General features: G+C 62.6%; 16 protein-coding genes. 10 read left to right on the forward strand and 6 right to left on the reverse strand.

What is annotated here, in order from left to right:
* A partial coding sequence (locus tag ASD12_RS35040) for a hypothetical protein (protein WP_210173854.1) occupies positions 1-320 on the forward strand: 320 nt, incomplete at its 5' end.
* A gap of 305 nt (positions 321-625) precedes the next feature.
* On the opposite strand, the gene ASD12_RS08865 is transcribed toward ASD12_RS35040, so the two are convergent.
* Positions 626-4,408, reverse strand: coding sequence for a vitamin B12-dependent ribonucleotide reductase (locus ASD12_RS08865; RefSeq protein ID WP_056584294.1), 3,783 nt, complete (start codon positions 4,406-4,408; stop codon positions 626-628).
* A gap of 944 nt (positions 4,409-5,352) precedes the next feature.
* Here ASD12_RS08865 and ASD12_RS08870 point away from each other — a divergent pair.
* The 9 genes from ASD12_RS08870 (at position 5,353) to ASD12_RS08910 (ending at position 14,553) form a co-directional block, all read left to right on the forward strand.
* Complete coding sequence (locus ASD12_RS08870) at positions 5,353-6,849, forward strand: ABC transporter substrate-binding protein (RefSeq protein ID WP_244482811.1); 1,497 nt, start codon at positions 5,353-5,355, stop codon at positions 6,847-6,849.
* Between the two features lie 86 nt (positions 6,850-6,935).
* On the forward strand, positions 6,936-7,877 hold the full coding sequence (locus ASD12_RS08875; RefSeq protein WP_056584300.1) for an ABC transporter permease: 942 nt from the start codon (positions 6,936-6,938) through the stop codon (positions 7,875-7,877).
* A complete protein-coding gene (locus ASD12_RS08880) occupies positions 7,877-8,740 on the forward strand; it encodes an ABC transporter permease (RefSeq protein WP_056584303.1) in 864 nt (287 codons plus the stop codon). Before ASD12_RS08875 ends, ASD12_RS08880 begins: the two co-directional genes overlap by 1 nt.
* Positions 8,740-9,960 carry an amidohydrolase/deacetylase family metallohydrolase gene (locus ASD12_RS08885; protein WP_056584306.1) on the forward strand — a complete coding sequence of 407 codons (1,221 nt, stop codon included), beginning with the start codon at positions 8,740-8,742 and terminating at the stop codon, positions 9,958-9,960. Before ASD12_RS08880 ends, ASD12_RS08885 begins: the two co-directional genes overlap by 1 nt.
* The gene (locus tag ASD12_RS08890) at positions 9,957-10,976 is read left to right on the forward strand and encodes an ABC transporter ATP-binding protein (protein WP_056584649.1); all 1,020 of its coding nucleotides are present in this window, start codon (positions 9,957-9,959) and stop codon (positions 10,974-10,976) included. Before ASD12_RS08885 ends, ASD12_RS08890 begins: the two co-directional genes overlap by 4 nt.
* Positions 10,973-11,974, forward strand: a complete 1,002-nt coding sequence (locus ASD12_RS08895; RefSeq protein WP_056584309.1) for an oligopeptide/dipeptide ABC transporter ATP-binding protein — start codon at positions 10,973-10,975, stop codon at positions 11,972-11,974. Before ASD12_RS08890 ends, ASD12_RS08895 begins: the two co-directional genes overlap by 4 nt.
* The gene (locus ASD12_RS08900) at positions 11,971-12,462 is read left to right on the forward strand and encodes a RidA family protein (RefSeq protein WP_056584313.1); all 492 of its coding nucleotides are present in this window, start codon (positions 11,971-11,973) and stop codon (positions 12,460-12,462) included. Before ASD12_RS08895 ends, ASD12_RS08900 begins: the two co-directional genes overlap by 4 nt.
* A gap of 9 nt (positions 12,463-12,471) precedes the next feature.
* Complete coding sequence (locus ASD12_RS08905; RefSeq protein ID WP_056584317.1) at positions 12,472-13,683, forward strand: aminotransferase class V-fold PLP-dependent enzyme; 1,212 nt, start codon at positions 12,472-12,474, stop codon at positions 13,681-13,683.
* Between the two features lie 54 nt (positions 13,684-13,737).
* Positions 13,738-14,553: an IclR family transcriptional regulator gene (locus ASD12_RS08910; RefSeq protein ID WP_056584320.1), complete on the forward strand. Its 816-nt coding sequence runs from the start codon at positions 13,738-13,740 to the stop codon at positions 14,551-14,553.
* A 64-nt stretch (positions 14,554-14,617) separates the two neighbouring features.
* On the opposite strand, the gene ASD12_RS08915 is transcribed toward ASD12_RS08910, so the two are convergent.
* From ASD12_RS08915 to ASD12_RS08935, 5 genes are all read right to left on the reverse strand, one after another.
* Complete coding sequence (locus ASD12_RS08915) at positions 14,618-14,863, reverse strand: PilZ domain-containing protein (RefSeq protein ID WP_244497943.1); 246 nt, start codon at positions 14,861-14,863, stop codon at positions 14,618-14,620.
* 197 nt (positions 14,864-15,060) lie between these two features.
* Positions 15,061-15,549, reverse strand: a complete 489-nt coding sequence (locus ASD12_RS08920; protein ID WP_056584327.1) for an NUDIX hydrolase — start codon at positions 15,547-15,549, stop codon at positions 15,061-15,063.
* Positions 15,550-15,760: 211 nt separating this feature from the next.
* Positions 15,761-16,261, reverse strand: coding sequence for a xanthine phosphoribosyltransferase (gpt, locus tag ASD12_RS08925; protein ID WP_056584329.1), 501 nt, complete (start codon positions 16,259-16,261; stop codon positions 15,761-15,763).
* A gap of 285 nt (positions 16,262-16,546) precedes the next feature.
* The gene (locus tag ASD12_RS08930; RefSeq protein WP_056584332.1) at positions 16,547-17,380 is read right to left on the reverse strand and encodes a universal stress protein; all 834 of its coding nucleotides are present in this window, start codon (positions 17,378-17,380) and stop codon (positions 16,547-16,549) included.
* Between the two features lie 80 nt (positions 17,381-17,460).
* Entirely contained in the window at positions 17,461-18,204 is a 744-nt protein-coding gene (locus ASD12_RS08935; protein WP_056584335.1) for a competence/damage-inducible protein A, read from the reverse strand.
* Positions 18,205-18,344: the final 140 nt, after the last annotated feature.

The following is an 18,344-nucleotide window of genomic DNA, read 5'->3' on the forward strand; positions in this document are numbered from 1 at the left end:
AATCCCCGCTGAAAAAACGCAGGGTAAGGGTCAAACATGGGTCAATTCTCGATGGAAATATCCTGGGTTGCCGGGTCAGTTCTCAGTGGCAATCAACAATGAGCCGCCTCGACGAGTCGGAGAAGATCGGAGCCAGAAGCTCCGGCTCCGAACAGAACTGCTTCAGGAAACTTGCGATCCCGTCTGTGGATGTCTGCCTCGTGTCGGGCAGTGCAATTGTGTCAGCCTGTTTGACCATTACCGATCTCGTTTTGTTCCTTGATCCATTTCCCGGACACGAAAGGCCCGGGAAATGTCCCTCAGATGAGGGCGCAGCTTAAATCGTCGGAGGACTCGAAAGGATGCCCAGGGGCATCCTTTAACTTCCATCTCACCGGGGGGTGAGCCGACTTCGAGTGTCGAACGAGCCGTTTATCATGACGTTGAGCCAGATACGGTGACGCGTCAGGCAGGGAAAGCGATCTAAGCGGTGAGCAAGTTCCTCGTTCGACCACAGACATCTTTAAGTTTGCACACTCCCATCCAACGTAACCCCAGAGACAGACCTTAAGTCGCGTTGGAGACAGGATGCTTCCCACAGAGACAAAATCAGGTCGCATCCTCACTTTAGCGCCTCAGAATCTTCTCAGCTGCACCCGCTCGTGGCACCGCACGTGTCACACTTCTCGCAGGTCCCGTTGCGCACCATGGTAAAATTCTGGCACTCGGAGCAGGAATTGCCGGTGTAGCCCTGCAGCAGTGACCTGGCGCGGCGGTCGTTGGCGAGTTTCTTGGCTTCGGCCGCCTCAACGGCCGCAGCGTCGGTGAACAATCCCGCCGTGGCGTCGGATGCAACACCCGCCGCTTCCTCGAAGGCGATGTCCTCGGCCAGTTCCTTCGCCCGCTCCTCATAGTCGCGCTTGTAGGCGACCGCTTCGTCGCTGGCCGGTTTCAGGGCCAGCACGTTGGAGCCGGAGAAGGCGGTCGGCACTGACCGGGCAGGGGTGCCCGAGGGGGCCGCGAAGCCCTTCGGATCGTTGCCGCTGACGCGCGACACCAGCTTCACCGGCGAGGCGCCTCGGGTCAGGCCCTTGGAGACCGCATCCGTCTTGCCTTCGCTGATGTTGCGGCCAAGCGCGGTGTTGGAAAAGTCCGACTGGTCGACATGGGCGAGGTCGTTGCGGCCGAGATAGGAGATTGCCAGTTCGCGGAACACGTAGTCGAGGATCGACGTCGCGCTCTTGATGGCGTCGTTGCCTTGCACCATGCCGGCCGGCTCGAACTTGGTGAAGGTGAAGGCGTGCACATATTCTTCGAGCGGCACGCCATATTGCAGGCCGAGCGAGATGGCGATGGCGAAGTTGTTGAGAAGGCCACGCAGCGTCGCGCCTTCCTTGTTCATGTCGATGAAGATCTCGCCGAGACGGCCATCGTCATACTCACCGGTGCGCAGGAAGATGGTGTTGCCACCGATCTTGGCCTTCTGGGTGTAGCCCTTACGGCGGCCGGGCAGCTTTTCCTGCTCGCGCGACACGCGCTCGATGATGCGCTCGACGATCCGCTCGGTGATCTGTGCCGCGCGCGCCGCCGCCGGTGCAGCGATCAGCTGCTCGAGGGCTTCGTCCTCATCGTCCTCGCCATCGGCGAGCAGCGACGAGTTGAGCGGCTGCGACAGCTTCGAGCCGTCGCGGTAGAGCGCATTGGCCTTCAGCGCCAGCTTCCACGACAGCATGTAGGCGCCCTTGGCATCTTCCACCGTCGCGTCGTTGGGCATGTTGATGGTCTTCGAGATGGCGCCGGAGATGAAGGGCTGTGCCGCCGCCATCATCTGGATGTGGCTGTTGATGGACAGCGAGCGCTTGCCGATCTTGCCGCACGGGCTGGCGCAGTCGAACACTGCGAGGTGTTCGGGCTTGAGGAAGGGCGCGCCTTCCAGCGTCATCGCACCGCAGACATGGATGTTGGCGGCCTCGATGTCCTTCCTGGAGAAGCCCAGCGCCGGCAGGATCTCGAACGAGAAGTCGTTGAGCTGTTCGTCGGTGAAGCCGAACGTCTCCTTCACCCAGTCGGCGCCGAGCGTCCACTGGTTGAAGACGAACTTGATGTCGAAGGCCGACTTCAAGGCTGCGTTCAACGCCGCGATCTTGTCGTCGGTGAAACCCTTTGCCTTGAGCGCGCCGGGGTTGATGGCAGGCGCCTGGTTGAGATTGCCGTGGCCGACCGCATAGGCCTCCATCTCGCCGATCTGGGCTTCGGAGTAGCCGAGCGTGCGCAAAGCTTCCGGCACGGCGCGGTTGATGATCTTGAAGTAGCCGCCGCCAGCCAGCTTCTTGAACTTCACCAGCGCGAAGTCGGGCTCGATGCCGGTGGTGTCGCAATCCATGACGAGGCCGATCGTGCCGGTCGGCGCGATCACGGTTGCCTGCGCATTGCGGTAGCCATGCTCCTCGCCGAGCTCTATGGCGCGGTCCCAGGCAGCCTTGGCGTGGGTCGCAAGGTCCTGCTGCTTCAGGTCGGAAGCGACCAGCGGCACCGGGTTGACGGCGAGCTTCTCATAGCCCTGCTTCTCGCCATAGGCGGCACGGCGATGATTGCGCATGACCCGCAGCATGTTCTGCGCGTTGCGGTCGTAGTCGGCGAAGGCGCCGAGCTCGGAAGCCATCTCGGCCGAGGTCGCATAGGCGACGCCGGTCATGATCGCGGTGAGTGCGGCGCAGATCGCGCGGCCCTCGTCGGAGTCATAGGGAATGCCGGACGTCATCAGCAGGCCGCCGATATTGGCGTAGCCGAGGCCGAGCGTGCGGTATTCATAGGACTGCTTGGCGATCTCCTTCGACGGGAACTGCGCCATCATCACCGAGATTTCGAGAACGACGGTCCACAGCCGCACGGTGTGCTCATAGGCAGCGATGTCGATCGTGCCGTCGGCGTTGCGGTAGGGCAGCAGATTGATCGAGGCGAGGTTGCAGGCCGTGTCGTCGAGGAACATGTATTCCGAGCACGGGTTGGACGCCCGGATCGCACCGGCGGAAGCGCAGGTGTGCCAGTCGTTCATCGTCGTGTTGAAGTGCAGGCCCGGATCGGCGGAAGCCCAGGCGGCGTAGCCGATCTTTTCCCAGAGGTCCCTGGCCTTCAGCGTCTTCAGCACCTTGCCGTCCTTGCGGGCGGTCAGGTGCCAGTCGGCATCGTCTTCGACGGCGCGCAGGAAATTGTCCTTCAGCGACACCGAATTGTTGGAGTTCTGGCCCGAAACCGTCAGGTAGGCATCCGAATCCCAGTCGGTGTCGTAGGTCTTGAACGACATCGACGAATAGCCCTGCTTGGCGAACTGGATGACGCGGTAGATGTAGTTCTCCGGTACGGCGGACTTCTTGGCCGCCTTGATCTCGCGCTTCAGCGCGGTGTTGATCGACGGGTCGAAGCAGTCGTCGCCATTGCCTTCGCAATTGACGCAGGCCTTCATGATCGCCTCAAGATGCTTCTTGACGATCTTCGAGCCGGTCACCAGCGAGGCAACTTTCTGCTCTTCATTGACCTTCCAGTCGATGAATTCCTCGATATCGGGGTGGTCGGCGTCGACGATGACCATTTTCGCGGCGCGGCGCGTCGTGCCGCCCGACTTGATGGCGCCCGCCGCGCGGTCACCGATCTTGAGGAAGCTCATCAGGCCGGACGAGCGGCCGCCGCCCGACAGCTTTTCGCCTTCGCCACGCAACAGCGAGAAGTTGGAGCCGGTGCCGGAGCCGTATTTGAACAGGCGCGCTTCACGCACCCACAGGTCCATGATGCCGCCCTCGTTGACCAGGTCGTCCTGCACGCCCTGGATGAAGCAGGCATGAGGCTGCGGATGCTCGTAGGAGGACTTCGACTTGGTCAGCTTGCCGGTGAACGGGTCGACATAGAAGTGGCCCTGGCTCGGGCCGTCGATGCCATAGGCCCAGTGCAGGCCGGTGTTGAACCATTGCGGCGAGTTCGGCGCCACGCGCTGCGTGGCCAGCATGTAGGCAAGCTCGTCGCGGAAAGCGCGCGCGTCTTCCTCCGACGCCTTGAAGTAGCCGCCCTTCCAGCCCCAATAGGTCCAGGTGCCGGCCAGCCGGTCGAAGACCTGGCGCGCGTCGATCTCGGAGCCGTAGCGCTCGGCTTCCGGCAGCTTGGCGAGTTCCGCCTCGTCGGCGACGGAGCGCCACAGGAAGGAGGGGACGTCGTTCTCTTCGATCTTCTTCAGGCGCGCGGGGACGCCGGCCTTGCGGAAATACTTCTGCGCCAGGATGTCGGCGGCAACCTGGGAGAACTGCGCCGGCACATCGATGTTGTCCAAGCGGAACACCACCGAACCATCCGGATTCTTGATCTCCGAAAGCGCCTTGCGGAATTCGATCTCCGCATAGGCAGATTGTCCTGGCTTGGTGAAACGACGCTCGATGCGCATTGGTCCGGTCCCTTTTGTCTATATATAGCGCTTTTCCCCAGGGATTTCCGCCCCTAATGCGAAACGCGCATGTCCGCCGTCTGCCGGCGTTAGAAAACGGCCGGCTCTCCATTTTGCAGTCTCCGCCGGCCCTGCTGGTCAAACTCCTTGCGAAGTGCCTGTCCAACGCGCCGACGAACCCCGCGGGTCCCTCAAAACTGATTTTTTCCGATTCCCTCGCTGGAGGGAAATTCACACTATCTAGCGCCGAACCTACCTGCAAACACTAAATATAGTATTAACAGACAATTTATTCCAGTCCGGCAATTGTCCCTATCGTCCCCAACCACCCCACAATCCCAACGCTTCCGCCGGCCTCGTATACAGGCGGAAATGCGGGCAAAAACGCACATAATCCGGGAAAAAGACCGGGCTCAGAACTTTCCGGTCGCACTCTCAACAGGAGCGCATGGCCTATAAAAGGCGACTCGTTTTGCGCCGTCAAGGATTCGTTTGCGTAGCTTTTGTGACCCCAACATCTTGTGTGTCACATATGTGGATAACGGGGATAGAAAGCCGGCTGAGCCGAATTCGCTTTGGCATGATCGCAAGCCGCCCTTCGCCCTTGGGCAAGCCAAAGTTTGCCCGAGGCAAGCCCGCCGTTTGCCCCAGGGCGAGCCACCGTTTGCCTAGGGATTGCCGCCATCCGCGCATGACCGGAGAGGTTCAATTCCATGAGGCACGTCAATCTGCCGGTGAAATGGACGATCGGTCGGGAAGGACGGCGCAAATCGATTGCCGGATTCGGATGACGACGCAACCCAGGGAGAAAAAACTTGACGTTGCGAAGGGCTGATGCATCTACTAGTCCGTAACTAAGATATAAGTTCCATAAATATGGAATAGATGCGAAGGGAACCAAGATGAAGCGCTTTTTCCAAATCGCAGCTTCGCTCGCCGCACTTATGCTGCCGGCGACGGGCAATGTCTGGGCTGAGCCCGCCAAGGGCGGCGTCATCGATGTGGCCACGATCGGCGAACCGCCGACGCTCGATCCGATGGCGTCGACCGCCGATCTCGTCGGCATCGTTACGCAGCACATCTACGAGACGCTTTACACCTTCGACAAGGATTGGGGCATCACGCCCCTTCTCGCCGCCGACATGCCGCAGATTTCACCTGACGGGCTCGTCTACACCATCAAGCTCAGGACCGGCGTGAAGTTCCATGACGGCAGCGATATGAACTCGGCCGACGTCGTCGCGTCGCTGCAACGCTGGATGAAAATCGCCACGCGCGGCAAGCAGGCCGCCGAGGTCATCGCCTCGGTCGACGCGGTCGACGACAGCACGGTCAAGATCACGCTCAAGAAGCCATTCGCGCCACTGCTGGCGCTGTTGTCGCTCAACAACGCCGCCGCCATCGTCATTCCGTCCGAGAATGCAGGGCAGGACCCGCTGGCCAGTTTTGTCGGCACCGGCCCCTATATGCTGAAGGACCGCAAGCCCGACCAGTTCATCCAGCTTGCCCGCTTCGATGGCTACAAGTCGCGCGATGGCGAGCCCAACGGTTATGGCGGCGCCAGGAAGCAATATCTCGACGAAATCCGTTTCGTGCCGGTCCCCGATGCCAACACCCGCGTCGAGGGGGCGGTTGCCGGCCAGTTCGCCTATGCCGATTCTCTGCCCGTGGAATCCTTCGACAAGATTTCCGGCGGCAAGACCGCGCCGGTCATCCTGAAACCCTTCGGCTGGCCGGTTTTCGTCCTTAACACTAAGCAGGGGCTGAACGCCGACATCCGCATCCGCAAGGCAATCCAGGCAGCACTGGCACCCAATGACATGCTGCTTGCCGCCTTCGGCTCCAAGGACTTCTTCGCCGCCGACGGCGCGCTCTATCCCGAAGGCTATGCCTGGCACACCGATGCCGGCGTCGAAGCTTACAAGCCCGATGGCGACACCGAGGCCGCCGCGGCGCTGCTGAAAGAGGCCGGTTACGACGGCAAGCCGTTGCGGATCCTCACTAGCCGCCAGTACGAGTTCCACTACAAGATGGCGCAGGTTGCCGCGGAGTATCTCAAGGCCGCCGGTTTCCAGGTCCAACTCGACGTGGTCGAATGGGCGACACTGACCAAGAACCGCACCGATCCGGCGCTCTGGGACATCTACATCACCCACAGCCCGTTCCTGCCTGAGCCCTCGCTGACCGGCATCATGTCGGATTCTTCGCCGGGCTGGTGGGTTTCCGACCGCAAGCACCAGGTGCTGGGCGCCTTCAATGCCGAGTCCGATCCGGCCAAGCGCGTCGCGCTGTTCGCCGATGTGCAAAAGGCGGTCTTCGAAGAGGTTCCGGCGGTCAAGATCGGCGACTTCAACGCATTGGCCGCCCAGGCGCCGACGCTCAAGGGCGTGACGCCGGCGCCATGGCCGTATTTCTGGAACGCCTATCTGGAAGCCAAGTAGTTCCTCCCGCAACCGGGCGCCGGCCAGACTTCGCCGGCGCCCAACAAGACCGTTTCGATGGATTGTGGAAGGGACAGGCTGAACCGATGCTGCGCTCGATCTTCAACAGACTTCTCGGCATGATCGTCGTCATGGCGCTGGTGGTCACCATCGTCTTCGTCATCGTGCGCGTGACACCGGGCGATCCGGCGGCAGTGATGCTCGGCCCCGACGCGTCGGCCGCCGACATCGCAGCACTTCGCTCCAGGCTCGGGCTCGACGGCTCGATTCTCGAACAGTTCGGACGCTACGTGCTTGGCGTGGTGCAAGGTGATTTCGGTCAGTCGATCTTCCTCGGCGAGCCGGTCACGACGGCGCTGGCGCAGCGTGCCGAGCCGACCTTCTTCCTCACCGTGTTCTCGCTGCTGATCGCGACGGCGATCGCCTTGCCGGTCGGCATACTGGCTGCCTACAAGCGCGGTTCGGTCTTCGATCAGGCAACGACCACCATCGCCATGTTCGCGGCCAGCGTGCCGAGCTTCTGGCTGGGGCTGCTGTTCATCCAGTTCTTCGCCGTGAGGCTCGGCTGGTTCGATACGTCAGGCTATGGCGGGCCGGGCGCATCCTTTGCCGACAGGCTGAACCATCTCGTGCTGCCGGCGCTGGCGCTCGGCCTCGTCTCATCGGCGCTGATCACCCGCTTCACCCGCGCTTCGATGCTCGACGTGCTCAACGACGACTATGTGCGCACAGCACGCTCCAAGGGCATGAGCGAATGGCGCGTGGTGCTGAAGCATGCCTTCAAGAATGCGCTGATCCCCATCCTCACCGTCATCGGGCTGACCGCCGCTTTGCTCATTTCCGGAGCGGTGGTCACCGAAACGGTGTTCGGCCTGCCGGGCGTCGGCAGCCTCGTCGTCTCGGCGGTGCTGAGACGCGACTATCCTGTCATCCAGGGTGCGCTGCTGGTCATTGCCGGGCTTTACGTGCTGGTCAATTTCGCCATCGACATGCTGTATCTCGCGGTCGATCCCAGGGTCCGCTACTGATGGCCGCGATCTCGGTTCCGCTTCACTCAGAGCCCAACATCCTTTCGCGGCTGATCGGCAGGCCAACATCGGCCGCCGGCATCGCCGTGCTGGTGATCATTGTGCTGGCTGCGATCCTGGCGCCTGTCATCGCGCCCTATGCGCCGTCAAAACTCTCCATCGCCAGCCGGCTGCATCCGTCGAGCCTCGACCATCTGTTCGGCACCGACGATCTCGGCCGCGATGTGTTCACCCGCATGCTCTATGCCGCGCGCACCACGCTCAGCGTCGGCTTCGCCGTGGTCGTCTTTTCATCCATCATCGGCACCCTGATGGGGCTGGTATCTGGCTATTTCAAACGGCTGGATGCGCCGGTATCGCGGCTGATCGATGCCATGATGGCGTTCCCGGATATCCTGCTCGCCATCGCGCTGGTCGCCGCACTTGGCGCGACCGCGGTCAATGTCGTCATCGCGCTCGGCATCGTCTATGCGCCGCGGCTTGCGCGCGTCGTGCGGGCCTCGACGCTGGTCATCCGCGAACTTCCCTATGTCGAGGCGGCGCGCGCGCTGGGTGTGCCGACGCCAATCATCCTGGTCCGCCATGTGCTGCGCAACGTCACCTCGCCGCTCTTGGTGCAGGGCACCTTCATCTTCGCCAACGCCATCCTGGCTGAGGCGGGTCTGTCTTTCCTCGGCGTCGGCATTTCGCCCGACATTCCGACCTGGGGCACCATGATCGCCACCGGCCGCCAGTACATGGATCAGGCACCCTGGGTCATGATGTTTCCAGGTGCGGCCATCGTCGTCACGGTGCTGTCGCTGCAGCTTGTCGGCGATGGCCTGCGCGATCTTCTCGACCCCCGTCTGGCAAAGGATATCTGATGTTCGGCAATCGTTTCCAAAAGGCCGACCGGCCGCTGCTCATCAAGGACGCCAGACCCGTCGGGTTCGGCGGCGGCTTAGATCAGCCGATCGACGTGCTGGTCGACGAGCAGGGCCGTATCGCCGAAACAGCCTCAGGAATTTCCGCAGGCGATGGTGTCAATATTGTCGATGCCAAGGGCGCCTTCCTGTCGCCGGGCTGGACCGATCTCCATGTCCATGTCTGGTATGGCGGCACCGATATCTCGCTGCGCCCTGAACAATGTGGTGCGGCGCGCGGTGTGACTACGATGGTCGATGCCGGCTCGGCCGGCGAAGCCAATTTCCATGGCTTTCGCGAATTCATTATCGAACCTGCCAAGGAGAACGTCTACGCCTTCCTGAATATCGGTTCGATCGGCCTCGTTGCCTGCAACCGCGTCAGCGAACTGATCGACATGCGCTCCATCGATTTCGACCGCACAATCGCCACCGTCGAGGCCAACCGCGATGTCATCGTTGGGCTAAAAGTTCGCGCCAGCCATGTCATCACAGGCGGCTGGGACCTGACGCCGGTCCGGTTGGCGAAGAAGCTCAGCCGCATCCTCAAGCTGCCCATCATGGTGCATGTCGGCGAACCGCCGCCGCTCTACGATGATGTGCTCGGCCTGTTGACGGAAGGCGACATCGTCACCCATTGCTTCAACGGCAAGGCCGGCGGTTCGATCATCGAGGATGACGATCTCTACCAACTTGCCGAACAGTCGGCGGCGCGCGGCATCGTGCTCGATGTCGGGCATGGCGGCGCCTCCTTCTCTTTCGATGTCGCCAAAGCCGCCCTCGAGCGCGGCCTGCCGCCGGCAACGATCTCGACTGATCTTCACAACCGCTCGCTCGACACCTCGGTCTGGGACATGGCCACCACCATGTCCAAGCTGTTGTCGCTCGGCATGAAATTCGAGGATGTGGTGGCCGCGTCGACCACCGCGCCGCGCCGCGCCATCCGCTTGCCGACCGAGCAGTTGCTCGACAAGGGCAAGCCAGCGGAGTTCACTCTGTTCGACGTCGTCGACGCCGACCTGACGGTACGCGATTCACAAGGTGCGTTGAGCACGTTGCACCGGCTGTTCGAACCGCGCCACGCCATTTTGGGCGCGCACGCCGTTGCAGCTCATCGCCATATGCCCACGGCAGGCGAGAGCGGTCCCCACGCCTGTCCGCATTGCGGGTGGAAGTCGTGACAGAACCGCTCGCCAGCGACGTTATCCTGTCGGTTCGCGATCTGCGGACCTGGTTCGTGACTCGCCGGCTGACGGCCAAGGCGGTGGATGGCGTCACCTTCGATCTGAAGCGCGGCAGTACACTCGCCGTGGTCGGCGAATCCGGCTCGGGAAAATCCGTCACCAGCCTCTCCATCATGGGGCTCCTGTCACGGCCGGGCGCCATTGCCGGCGGCAGCATCCTGTTTCGCGACCGGCAGGAGCGCGTCCACGATCTTGCCGGCTTTAGCCAGAAGCAGTTTCGAAAAATGCGCGGCTCCGAGATCGCGATGATCTTCCAGGAACCGATGACCAGCCTCAACCCGCTGTTCACCGTCGGTGACCAGATCGGCGAGATGATCGCGCTGCATGAGCCGGTCGATCGTCGCGAAGCGCGCAAGCGTGCGCTCGCCATGCTGAAGCATGTCGAAATCCCCGACGCCGAATCCAGGCTGGACGACTATCCGCACCAGATGTCCGGCGGCATGCGCCAGCGCGTCATGATCGCCATGGCGCTGTCGTGCAGCCCGTCTCTGCTGATCGCCGACGAGCCGACCACTGCGCTCGACGTCACCATCCAGGCCCAGATCCTCGACCTTCTGCGCCGGCTGCAGGCCGAGATGGGCATGTCGATCCTGTTCATCACCCACAATCTCGGTGTCGTGGCCGAAATCGCCCATGATGTGGTCGTCATGTATGGCGGCCGCGTCGTCGAACAGGCGCCGGTCAACGATCTCTTCGCGCATCAACGCCATCCCTACACCAGGGGCCTGCTGGCCTGCACGCCGAACGCCGCCCGCGACATCGACGCCGCCGGCGAGCGCCGTGCGCTCTATTCGATCCCAGGCAGCGTGCCGCCGATCACCAATCTGCCGCCAGGTTGTGCCTTCGAGCCGCGTTGCGACTTTGCCATTGCGCCTTGCAGGGCAGCGCCGCCCGCACTTGTGCCGGCCGGCCCGCAGGGCGCTTCCCGTTGCATCAGGAGTGCCGAACTGTGAGCGCGCTTGCAAAATCCGTCGAGGCCAAACCGCTGCTCAGCGTGCGGGGGCTGACCAAGCATTTTCCGGCGCGCAACGGTCGCATCGTGCATGCGGTCGAGGATGTCAGTTTCGATGTCCAGCGCGGCTCGACCGTCGGTCTCGTCGGCGAGTCCGGTTCCGGCAAGACCACCGCCGGCCGGGCTTTGCTGCGGCTGGTCGAACCGACAGGCGGCAAGGCGCTGTTCGACGGCGTCGACCTGTTTTCGCTGTCGTCGCGCGACATGCGCGCCTACCGGCAAAAGCTGCAGATCGTCTTCCAGGATCCGTTTTCCAGCCTCAATCCCCGCATGCGGGTCGCTGCCATCATCGGCGAAGCGCTCAATGCGCGCGGCTTTCCCCGCGGCAAGAAACGAGCAGAACGCGTTGGCGAACTGCTGACGCTGGTCGGCCTGTCGCCGGACCACGCCAGCCGCTATCCGCACGAGTTCTCCGGCGGCCAGCGCCAGCGCATCGGCATCGCGCGCGCGCTCGCGGTAGAGCCGCAATTCATCGTCGCCGACGAACCGGTTTCGGCGCTCGATGTCTCGGTGCAGGCACAGGTGCTCAATCTGTTTGGCGACCTGCAGAAAAAGCTTGGCCTCACGCTGCTGTTCATCGCCCATGATCTCTCGGTGGTCGAATATCTTTGCGACGAGGTGGTGGTCATGTATCTCGGCCGCGTGATGGAGCGTGGCCCGAGCCGCCTTGTCTATGCCGCGCCACGCCACCCCTACACGAAAGCCTTGCTGGCGACGGCGCCCGTGCCGGACCCGACGCGCCGCCGCTCGCACATACCCTTGCATGGCGACATCCCGAGCCCGATCGATCCGCCTTCCGGCTGCGTCTTCCGCACCCGCTGTCCGGAAGCAATCGCGGCCTGCGCTGAAATCGTGCCGCCGGTCGAGCCTATCGGCGGCGGACATCACGTGGCATGCATCCGCCACAATGAGAAAATGCCTGACTGGAGTTTGAAATGACCTTTTCCGAGCTGTTCAAGCATCCGGACAGCACGCCCTACAGCCGGCTTTCGGCGCTTGGCATAACGCTGCCCGAGGCGCCGTCGCCAATCGCCAATTTTGTTACCCACGTCCAGGAGGGAAAGCTGCTGTTCCTGTCCGGCCAGGGACCGAGCGAAGCCGACGGCCGGCTCCATACCGGCAAGGTCGGCGCCGACGTCACCGTCGACGAAGCCTATGCCCATGCCCGGCTGACAGGCATCAACCTGATCGCCGTCATGCATACGGCCCTGGGCGACTTGCGCCGTGTTCGGCGTGTGGTCAAGCTGTTCGGCATGGTCAACGCGACACCCGACTTTGCAGACCATCCGGCTGTCATCAACGGCTGTTCGGACCTGCTTATCGATGTTTTCCAGGAGGCCGGTATCCATGCGCGTTCGGCGGTAGGCCATGGCTCCTTGCCCGGCCGCATCACCGTCGAGATCGAAGCCGTCATAGCGATCGACTGAGGACAGGACATGACCAAGCAAGACAGACCCAACGATATCCGCCGCCAGTTGGGCTTGAGGCCCGTCATCAACGTATCCGGCACGATGACCTCGCTTGGTGCCTCCATCGTCGTTCCGCAGGCGGTCGAGGCCGTCTCCGCCATCCTCGGCGAATTCGTCGAAATGGGCGATCTGCATCGGCGTGCCAGTACCGTCATTGCGCAATTGACCGGCGCCGAAGCCGGCTTCATCACGGCCTCCTGTTCGGCGGCGATCAGTCTTGCCGTGGCTGCCTGCATGACCGGACCGAACCTCTGGGCAATCGAGCGGCTGCCCGACACATCAGGCCTGAAAGACGAGGTGCTGATCCAGTCCGGCCACATGATCTCCTATGGTGCGCCGGTGGAACAGGCGATCCGGCTGACCGGCGCCAAGGTCGTCCCGGTTGGCCAGGCGACCAGCGCCTCGGCGTATCATCTGGCTGGCGCCATAACCGATCGCACCGCGGCGGCGGTCTTTGTCGTTTCGCACCATGTGGTCGACTATGCCCAGATCCCGCTGGCGATCTTTGCCGAGGTCGCGCACGCGCGTGGCGTGCCTGTCATCGTCGATGCGGCGTCGGAATATGACCTCACCGGCTTTCTCGCGGCCGGCGCCGATCTCGTCCTTTATTCCGGCCACAAATTCCTTGGCGGCCCGACCTCCGGCATCGTCGCAGGGCCGAAGGAAAGAGTTCGCGACGTCTACCTGCAGAACCGCGGCATCGGCCGCGGCATGAAGGTGGGCAAGGAGGGCATCGTCGGGGCGCTCGCGGCACTTCAGGCCTGGAAGGTGCGCGACCATGACGCCATTCGTGCCCGTGAACGCAGGGCGCTCGATTGCTGGATAGAGACGCTTGAAGGGCGGCCTGGCGTCAATGTCAGCATCGAGCCCGATCCGACCAACAACCCGCTCGACCGCCTGAAGCTTACGATTGATCCGGCGCAGGCCCGCATCACCGCATGGGATCTCGCCGATCGTCTGGCCGCCGGCGACAGCCCGGTGATCGTGCGCGACCACGAAGTCGAGCACGGTTACCTCCTTCTCGACCCCTGCAACCTTCATCCGGACGAAGAGTTCGTCGTGGCTGCCAGGCTTGGCGAGGAACTCGATGTGGCGCGCAAGTCGAATGAGATCATCGCTACGCCTTTCAACGAGCGCGTCCTCGCCAGCGAGGCGGCAATCCTCAACTGGCCGGATTGACTGCCGCCATGCTACTGCCGTTTGACAACCATCCGCGATGACCCCCGAGGCCTCATGGCAACGACGACAACCGACCGAGACCTGAGCAACGTCGCCACGGAGCCGCGCCGGTCGCGTACCAGCGGCATCGACCGTGCGTTGCAGATTCTGGATTGCCTGCAGCGGCAGGGACGGCCTGCGACCGCCTATGAGATCGCGCGCGATATCGGCGCGCCGCTGTCGACCATCTATGTGATTGTCGACGACATGGTCGAGAAGGAGCTTCTGGACCGCAAGGATGGCGGCCTGTTGTGGCTCGGGCCGCGGCTTTATCAATATGGCTTGACCTATGCCCGCACCCTCGACCTGCTCAATGTTGCGGCGCAGGAAATGCATGAACTGGCCCAGAATTCGAAAGAGACCGTCCAGATATGTGGTCGCGATGGAGACCACATGGTCGTCTTCGCCATGGAAGAGGGCAAGGATCATTTCCAGGTGACGTCGCGCGTCGGCACGCGCACGCCGCTTAACTGGACCGCCTCGGGCCGGCTGTTGGTCGGTCATTTGCCGGAAGCCGAGCGTCTGGAGATCTTCGCCCGCTCGGCGACGGCCTCGCCGACGGGGCGTGCCGAAACCGACAAGAATGTGCTTGCCAAGGCATCCGCCGCGGCGCTGGCGCAGGGGCTGTCGATCCAGGCAGGCGAGTCCGATTTTTCCGTCGCCTGTATCGCGGCTCCGATCCGCGACAATCTGGGAGCCTGTCGCGCGACGATCTCGATCGTCGTTCCCGATTTGAAGCTGAAACAAAAGAACCCGGACCTGACCGCGCTGGTCAAACTGAGCGCCAGGCGTATTGAAACACGACTGGGTTGGCGGAACGGCCAGCCGTAGGGGCCAGCTTGATGTTTTCGAGACTGGGCGCGGGTTGGCTTGCCAACTCCAGGTCCCGGCAGGATCAGCCGTAATGTAGCCGGGGTTTCGGCTCGGTGCTGGTGAACTGCACCCCAATACGGTCGTTGCGACGCCAGCGGACCTCGCACCGATAGGCAATGCCGTCCAGTGGCACATAGAGAAGAAAATGATCGGGAACCCGTGCCTCGAGCGGTATCTTCAGTTCGGCGCCGCCCTCGTGCTGATTGCGCAGCGTGCAACCGACCTCCGAGTTCTGAATTCCGGTGATGATCGTTCCGCCCTTGAGCACGCGCGGACGACGCTCACGGTGGGGCTCGTCGGACTCGTTGGGAATTGGCTTTTGCAGGGTTCGCCATCGATTAAAATACCAGAATCGCCGAACCTTACCCTCGATTCCTTAGGAAAACATTCACGTTGATGGGCGGCAATGCGTGTCTTGCCTTTGCAAACCAGTCCCGTCTGCAAGGAGCGTGGTGTGGCCGCCCATCAGGGGAAGCTGTGCGGGTCGGCGCAGAAATAGGCGATGATCTGGCAAAGATCGGGTTCGTTGATCATGCGCACCGCTTCGCTGGAACTGACCCATTTGCGGGTGCGGGAGTGTTTTTCCTTCCAGCGGTCGGCGACCTTGTCGACATGCAGCGGGAACACCAGGACCTCGCACGGCACTTCTTCGCCGGAAGCCAGTACCTTGGCATAGAAGTAGCGGCCGGCTTCGAGATGGGAGACACTCCCGCGCAGCCCGGCTTCCTCGCCGGCCTCGCGCGCCGCGGCCTCGCAGAGCGGCTCCCTGGCCTCGGGCCAACCCTTAGGCAAAACCCAGCGACCGGTATCCCGGCTGGTGATCAGCATGATCTCGACGCCGTTCCCGGTATCGCGCCAAGGAAGGGCGGCAACCTGTAGGCGGCAGGGTGCGGTGCCGAAGAGCCGTCGGACCCTTTCGGCCAGATGATTGTGCGTCGTTGGCCTCGTCAACATCGAAGAAGCTAGCCCCAGCCTCCAGAATCGTTTGCCGTCTCACGAATCTTACGGCTAATTGTCTTCAATAAAAGTAAAAAATTTCACTCGTCTGGCCGATTTGCGCCGATAGACGTCGATTTCGCAAAAGATCTGGCCTGCCGAGCCCGTTTGCGAAAGCAAATCACGCCCGGTGCAAGCTGCTGGTATGTAACAGGCAGGTTATCGAGAATCAGCCGGCGTGGTCGTCGGCGATCGGCTTCTGATAGGTGAAGCCCATATCCCACGGGAAATAGATCCAGGTGTCCTGGCTGACTTCTGTGACGAAAGTATCGATCAGCGGCCGGCCTTTCGGCTTGGCGTAGACGGTGGCGAAATGCGCCTTGGGCATCATCGCGCGCACGATGCCCGCTGTCTTGCCGGTGTCGGTGAGGTCGTCGATGATCAGCACGCCGGCGCCGTCTTCGGCGAGCAGGGCAGGAGTGATCTCCTTTAGGACCTGCAGCTGCCCTTGGCTCGTATAGTCGTGATAGGAGGCGACGCAGACCGTCTCGATGACGCGGATGCCGAGTTCGCGCGAGATGATCGCAGCGGGGACCAGCCCGCCTCGCGTGATGCAGACGATCGCTTTCCACTGCCCCTTGTTGGCACCGGCTAGCCGCCAGGCGAGCGCGCGGGCGTCACGATGGAACTGGTCCCAGGAGACAGGAAAGGCTTTTTCGGGAAGGGACATGTCGCGCACTCCGCAGCACGCGGGGATCGCGCGCAAGAAAACAGGGGAATGCGCGCGGAATTAGCTGGAAAGCCCCCGTCTTGGCAAGAGCAGGGTCTTGGCAAGAGCAGGGTCTTGGCAAGAGCAGGGTCTTGGCAAGAGCAGGGGCCTTGGCAAGGGCAGGGCTCGGCGATCGCTGTGGACTTAAAGCGCGTCGCGTCGAAACGGATTCATGCGACGCCCTCTAAGTCTCTGTTTCATGCATGTCGTTTTCGCAAAACCGGGGCCACTGTTGAGCGACGTGCATCAGCGTGACAGGAAGGCTGCCACGGGCGATGTGCGCAGCACCGTGCGCGTCACGCCGCCGAACAGAAGCTGGCGCAGCCATGAGTGACTGTAGGCGCCGAGCACCAGCAGATCGGCGCCGGTCTCCGCGATCCTGGTCTGGATAATGTCATCGATCGAATTGCCACCCGAACGCTGCACCGAGACGCTGACGGTGGCGCCGTGGCGCGATAGCGCGGACGCGATTTCGGCGCCGGCGGCTTCCGGGTTGTCGTCGAGCGTTTCAGGGGGGTCAATGACCAATATGTCGGTCTTCTCGGCTTCGATGATGAAGGGCAGTGCGTCGAAGGCGGCGCGCGCTGCTTCCTTGCTGCCGTTCCAGGCGAGCAGCACGTGTTTGAAGGTGGTGACCAGCGGGCCCGCATGCGGCACCACCAGCACCGGCCGGCCGGCGTCATAGACCAGCGTGTCGACATCCGCGCTCGGGTCGCCGCCCGTTTCGCGCTGCGCCGCTATGATCAGGTCGGCGGCGCGCACGCTCGAAATCCCGGTCAGCGCACTGTCGCCCGAAAAACTCTCCAGGCTTCGCCACTCGAAGGAAAGACCGGAATTCTCGATATACCTCAGAAACACGGACTGCAGCTTCTCGGCCCGCTCCCGGTTCATGTCGGCCGAAACCTGCAGGAACTCGGTGTCCGGAAAGCCTGTGGCAGAGGTGTAGGGCGCGGGAAGGGTTTCGGCGTGGATGCCGATCAGATGGCTCTGAAACCGGGTGGCGAGAGGAATGGCGCAGTCGAGCACCCGCTCCGCGTCCTGCTCGTTCTGCAGAATGGCGACGATGGTTTTGAACCGCATGATTATCCCTCAGTCTACGAGCTAAGAACCCGTGCCGACGAAACGTTGCAGTGTCGTGCTTGGTTCCGGTCTGGACCAGATCAACCGGGATTGTTGGCGAACCCGGCGACCATCGCCTCGACATCGGCGCGGGCAGCGTCCAGCGCCTCCTGGCTGCGGGCGCGCACGACCAGTTCGGTCCAGAACTTGCCGTCGCCATATTTCGGGTAGGATCCGATGATCGTGTCCGGATGCGCTTTCTGGATGTCGCCCAGTGGCCCGCCGATAAGGCCTTCGCCGAATGGGCAATGTACGGTCGCCGACAGCATTTTCGTGCCGGCCTTCAGCGTCGGCACGACATTGTCGAGCATGGCCTGGAAAATCGACGGCACACCGGCCATGACATGGACGTTGCCGATGCGGAAGCCGGGCGCGACCGACACCGGATTGTCGATGAGATCGGCGCCGCGCGGCATCCGTGCCATGCGCTTGCGGGCCTCCGTGTATTCGATGCCGCGCGCGGCATAGCTTGCCTCCAGCATCGAATAGGCCTTGGCATCGTATTCGCAAGGCACGCCGAAGGCCTTGGAAATGGAATCGGCCGTGATGTCGTCATGCGTCGGGCCAATGCCGCCGGTGGTGAACACATAAGTGTAGCGGACGCGCACGGCATTCACCGCAGCGACGATCTCGTCTTGCTCGTCCGGGACGATGCGCACTTCCTTCAGGTCGATGCCGATCGCCGTCATGATGTCGGCGAGATGGCCGATGTTCTTGTCCTTGGTGCGGCCGGACAGAATCTCATCGCCGATGACGAGCATGGCGGCGGTTACGATTTCAGGCATGGGAAGCTCCGGCAAGAAAGGTCGCCTGAGATAGCGCGCCGCGGCAGCGGCCGCAATGCCGCCCCGAGCGATGAATACGGGCGGTCCTCGGGCCGCTCGTTTCGATGCAAGGATGCAGGTTGCAGCGGCAGCGGATGCGG

Origin of the sequence: Mesorhizobium sp. Root102, assembly GCF_001425625.1 — a bacterium.
Lineage (GTDB): Bacteria > Pseudomonadota > Alphaproteobacteria > Rhizobiales > Rhizobiaceae > Mesorhizobium.

Coding starts and splice junctions, on each gene's coding strand:
- ASD12_RS08865 (WP_056584294.1), bottom strand. CDS start 4,408: ATGCGCATCGAGCGTCGTTTCACCAAGCCAGGACAATCTGCCTATGCG.
- ASD12_RS08870 (WP_244482811.1), top strand. CDS start 5,353: ATGCTGCCGGCGACGGGCAATGTCTGGGCTGAGCCCGCCAAGGGCGGC.
- ASD12_RS08875 (WP_056584300.1), top strand. CDS start 6,936: ATGCTGCGCTCGATCTTCAACAGACTTCTCGGCATGATCGTCGTCATG.
- ASD12_RS08880 (WP_056584303.1), top strand. CDS start 7,877: ATGGCCGCGATCTCGGTTCCGCTTCACTCAGAGCCCAACATCCTTTCG.
- ASD12_RS08885 (WP_056584306.1), top strand. CDS start 8,740: ATGTTCGGCAATCGTTTCCAAAAGGCCGACCGGCCGCTGCTCATCAAG.
- ASD12_RS08900 (WP_056584313.1), top strand. CDS start 11,971: ATGACCTTTTCCGAGCTGTTCAAGCATCCGGACAGCACGCCCTACAGC.
- ASD12_RS08905 (WP_056584317.1), top strand. CDS start 12,472: ATGACCAAGCAAGACAGACCCAACGATATCCGCCGCCAGTTGGGCTTG.
- ASD12_RS08910 (WP_056584320.1), top strand. CDS start 13,738: ATGGCAACGACGACAACCGACCGAGACCTGAGCAACGTCGCCACGGAG.
- ASD12_RS08920 (WP_056584327.1), bottom strand. CDS start 15,549: ATGTTGACGAGGCCAACGACGCACAATCATCTGGCCGAAAGGGTCCGA.
- gpt (WP_056584329.1), bottom strand. CDS start 16,261: ATGTCCCTTCCCGAAAAAGCCTTTCCTGTCTCCTGGGACCAGTTCCAT.
- ASD12_RS08930 (WP_056584332.1), bottom strand. CDS start 17,380: ATGCGGTTCAAAACCATCGTCGCCATTCTGCAGAACGAGCAGGACGCG.
- ASD12_RS08935 (WP_056584335.1), bottom strand. CDS start 18,204: ATGCCTGAAATCGTAACCGCCGCCATGCTCGTCATCGGCGATGAGATT.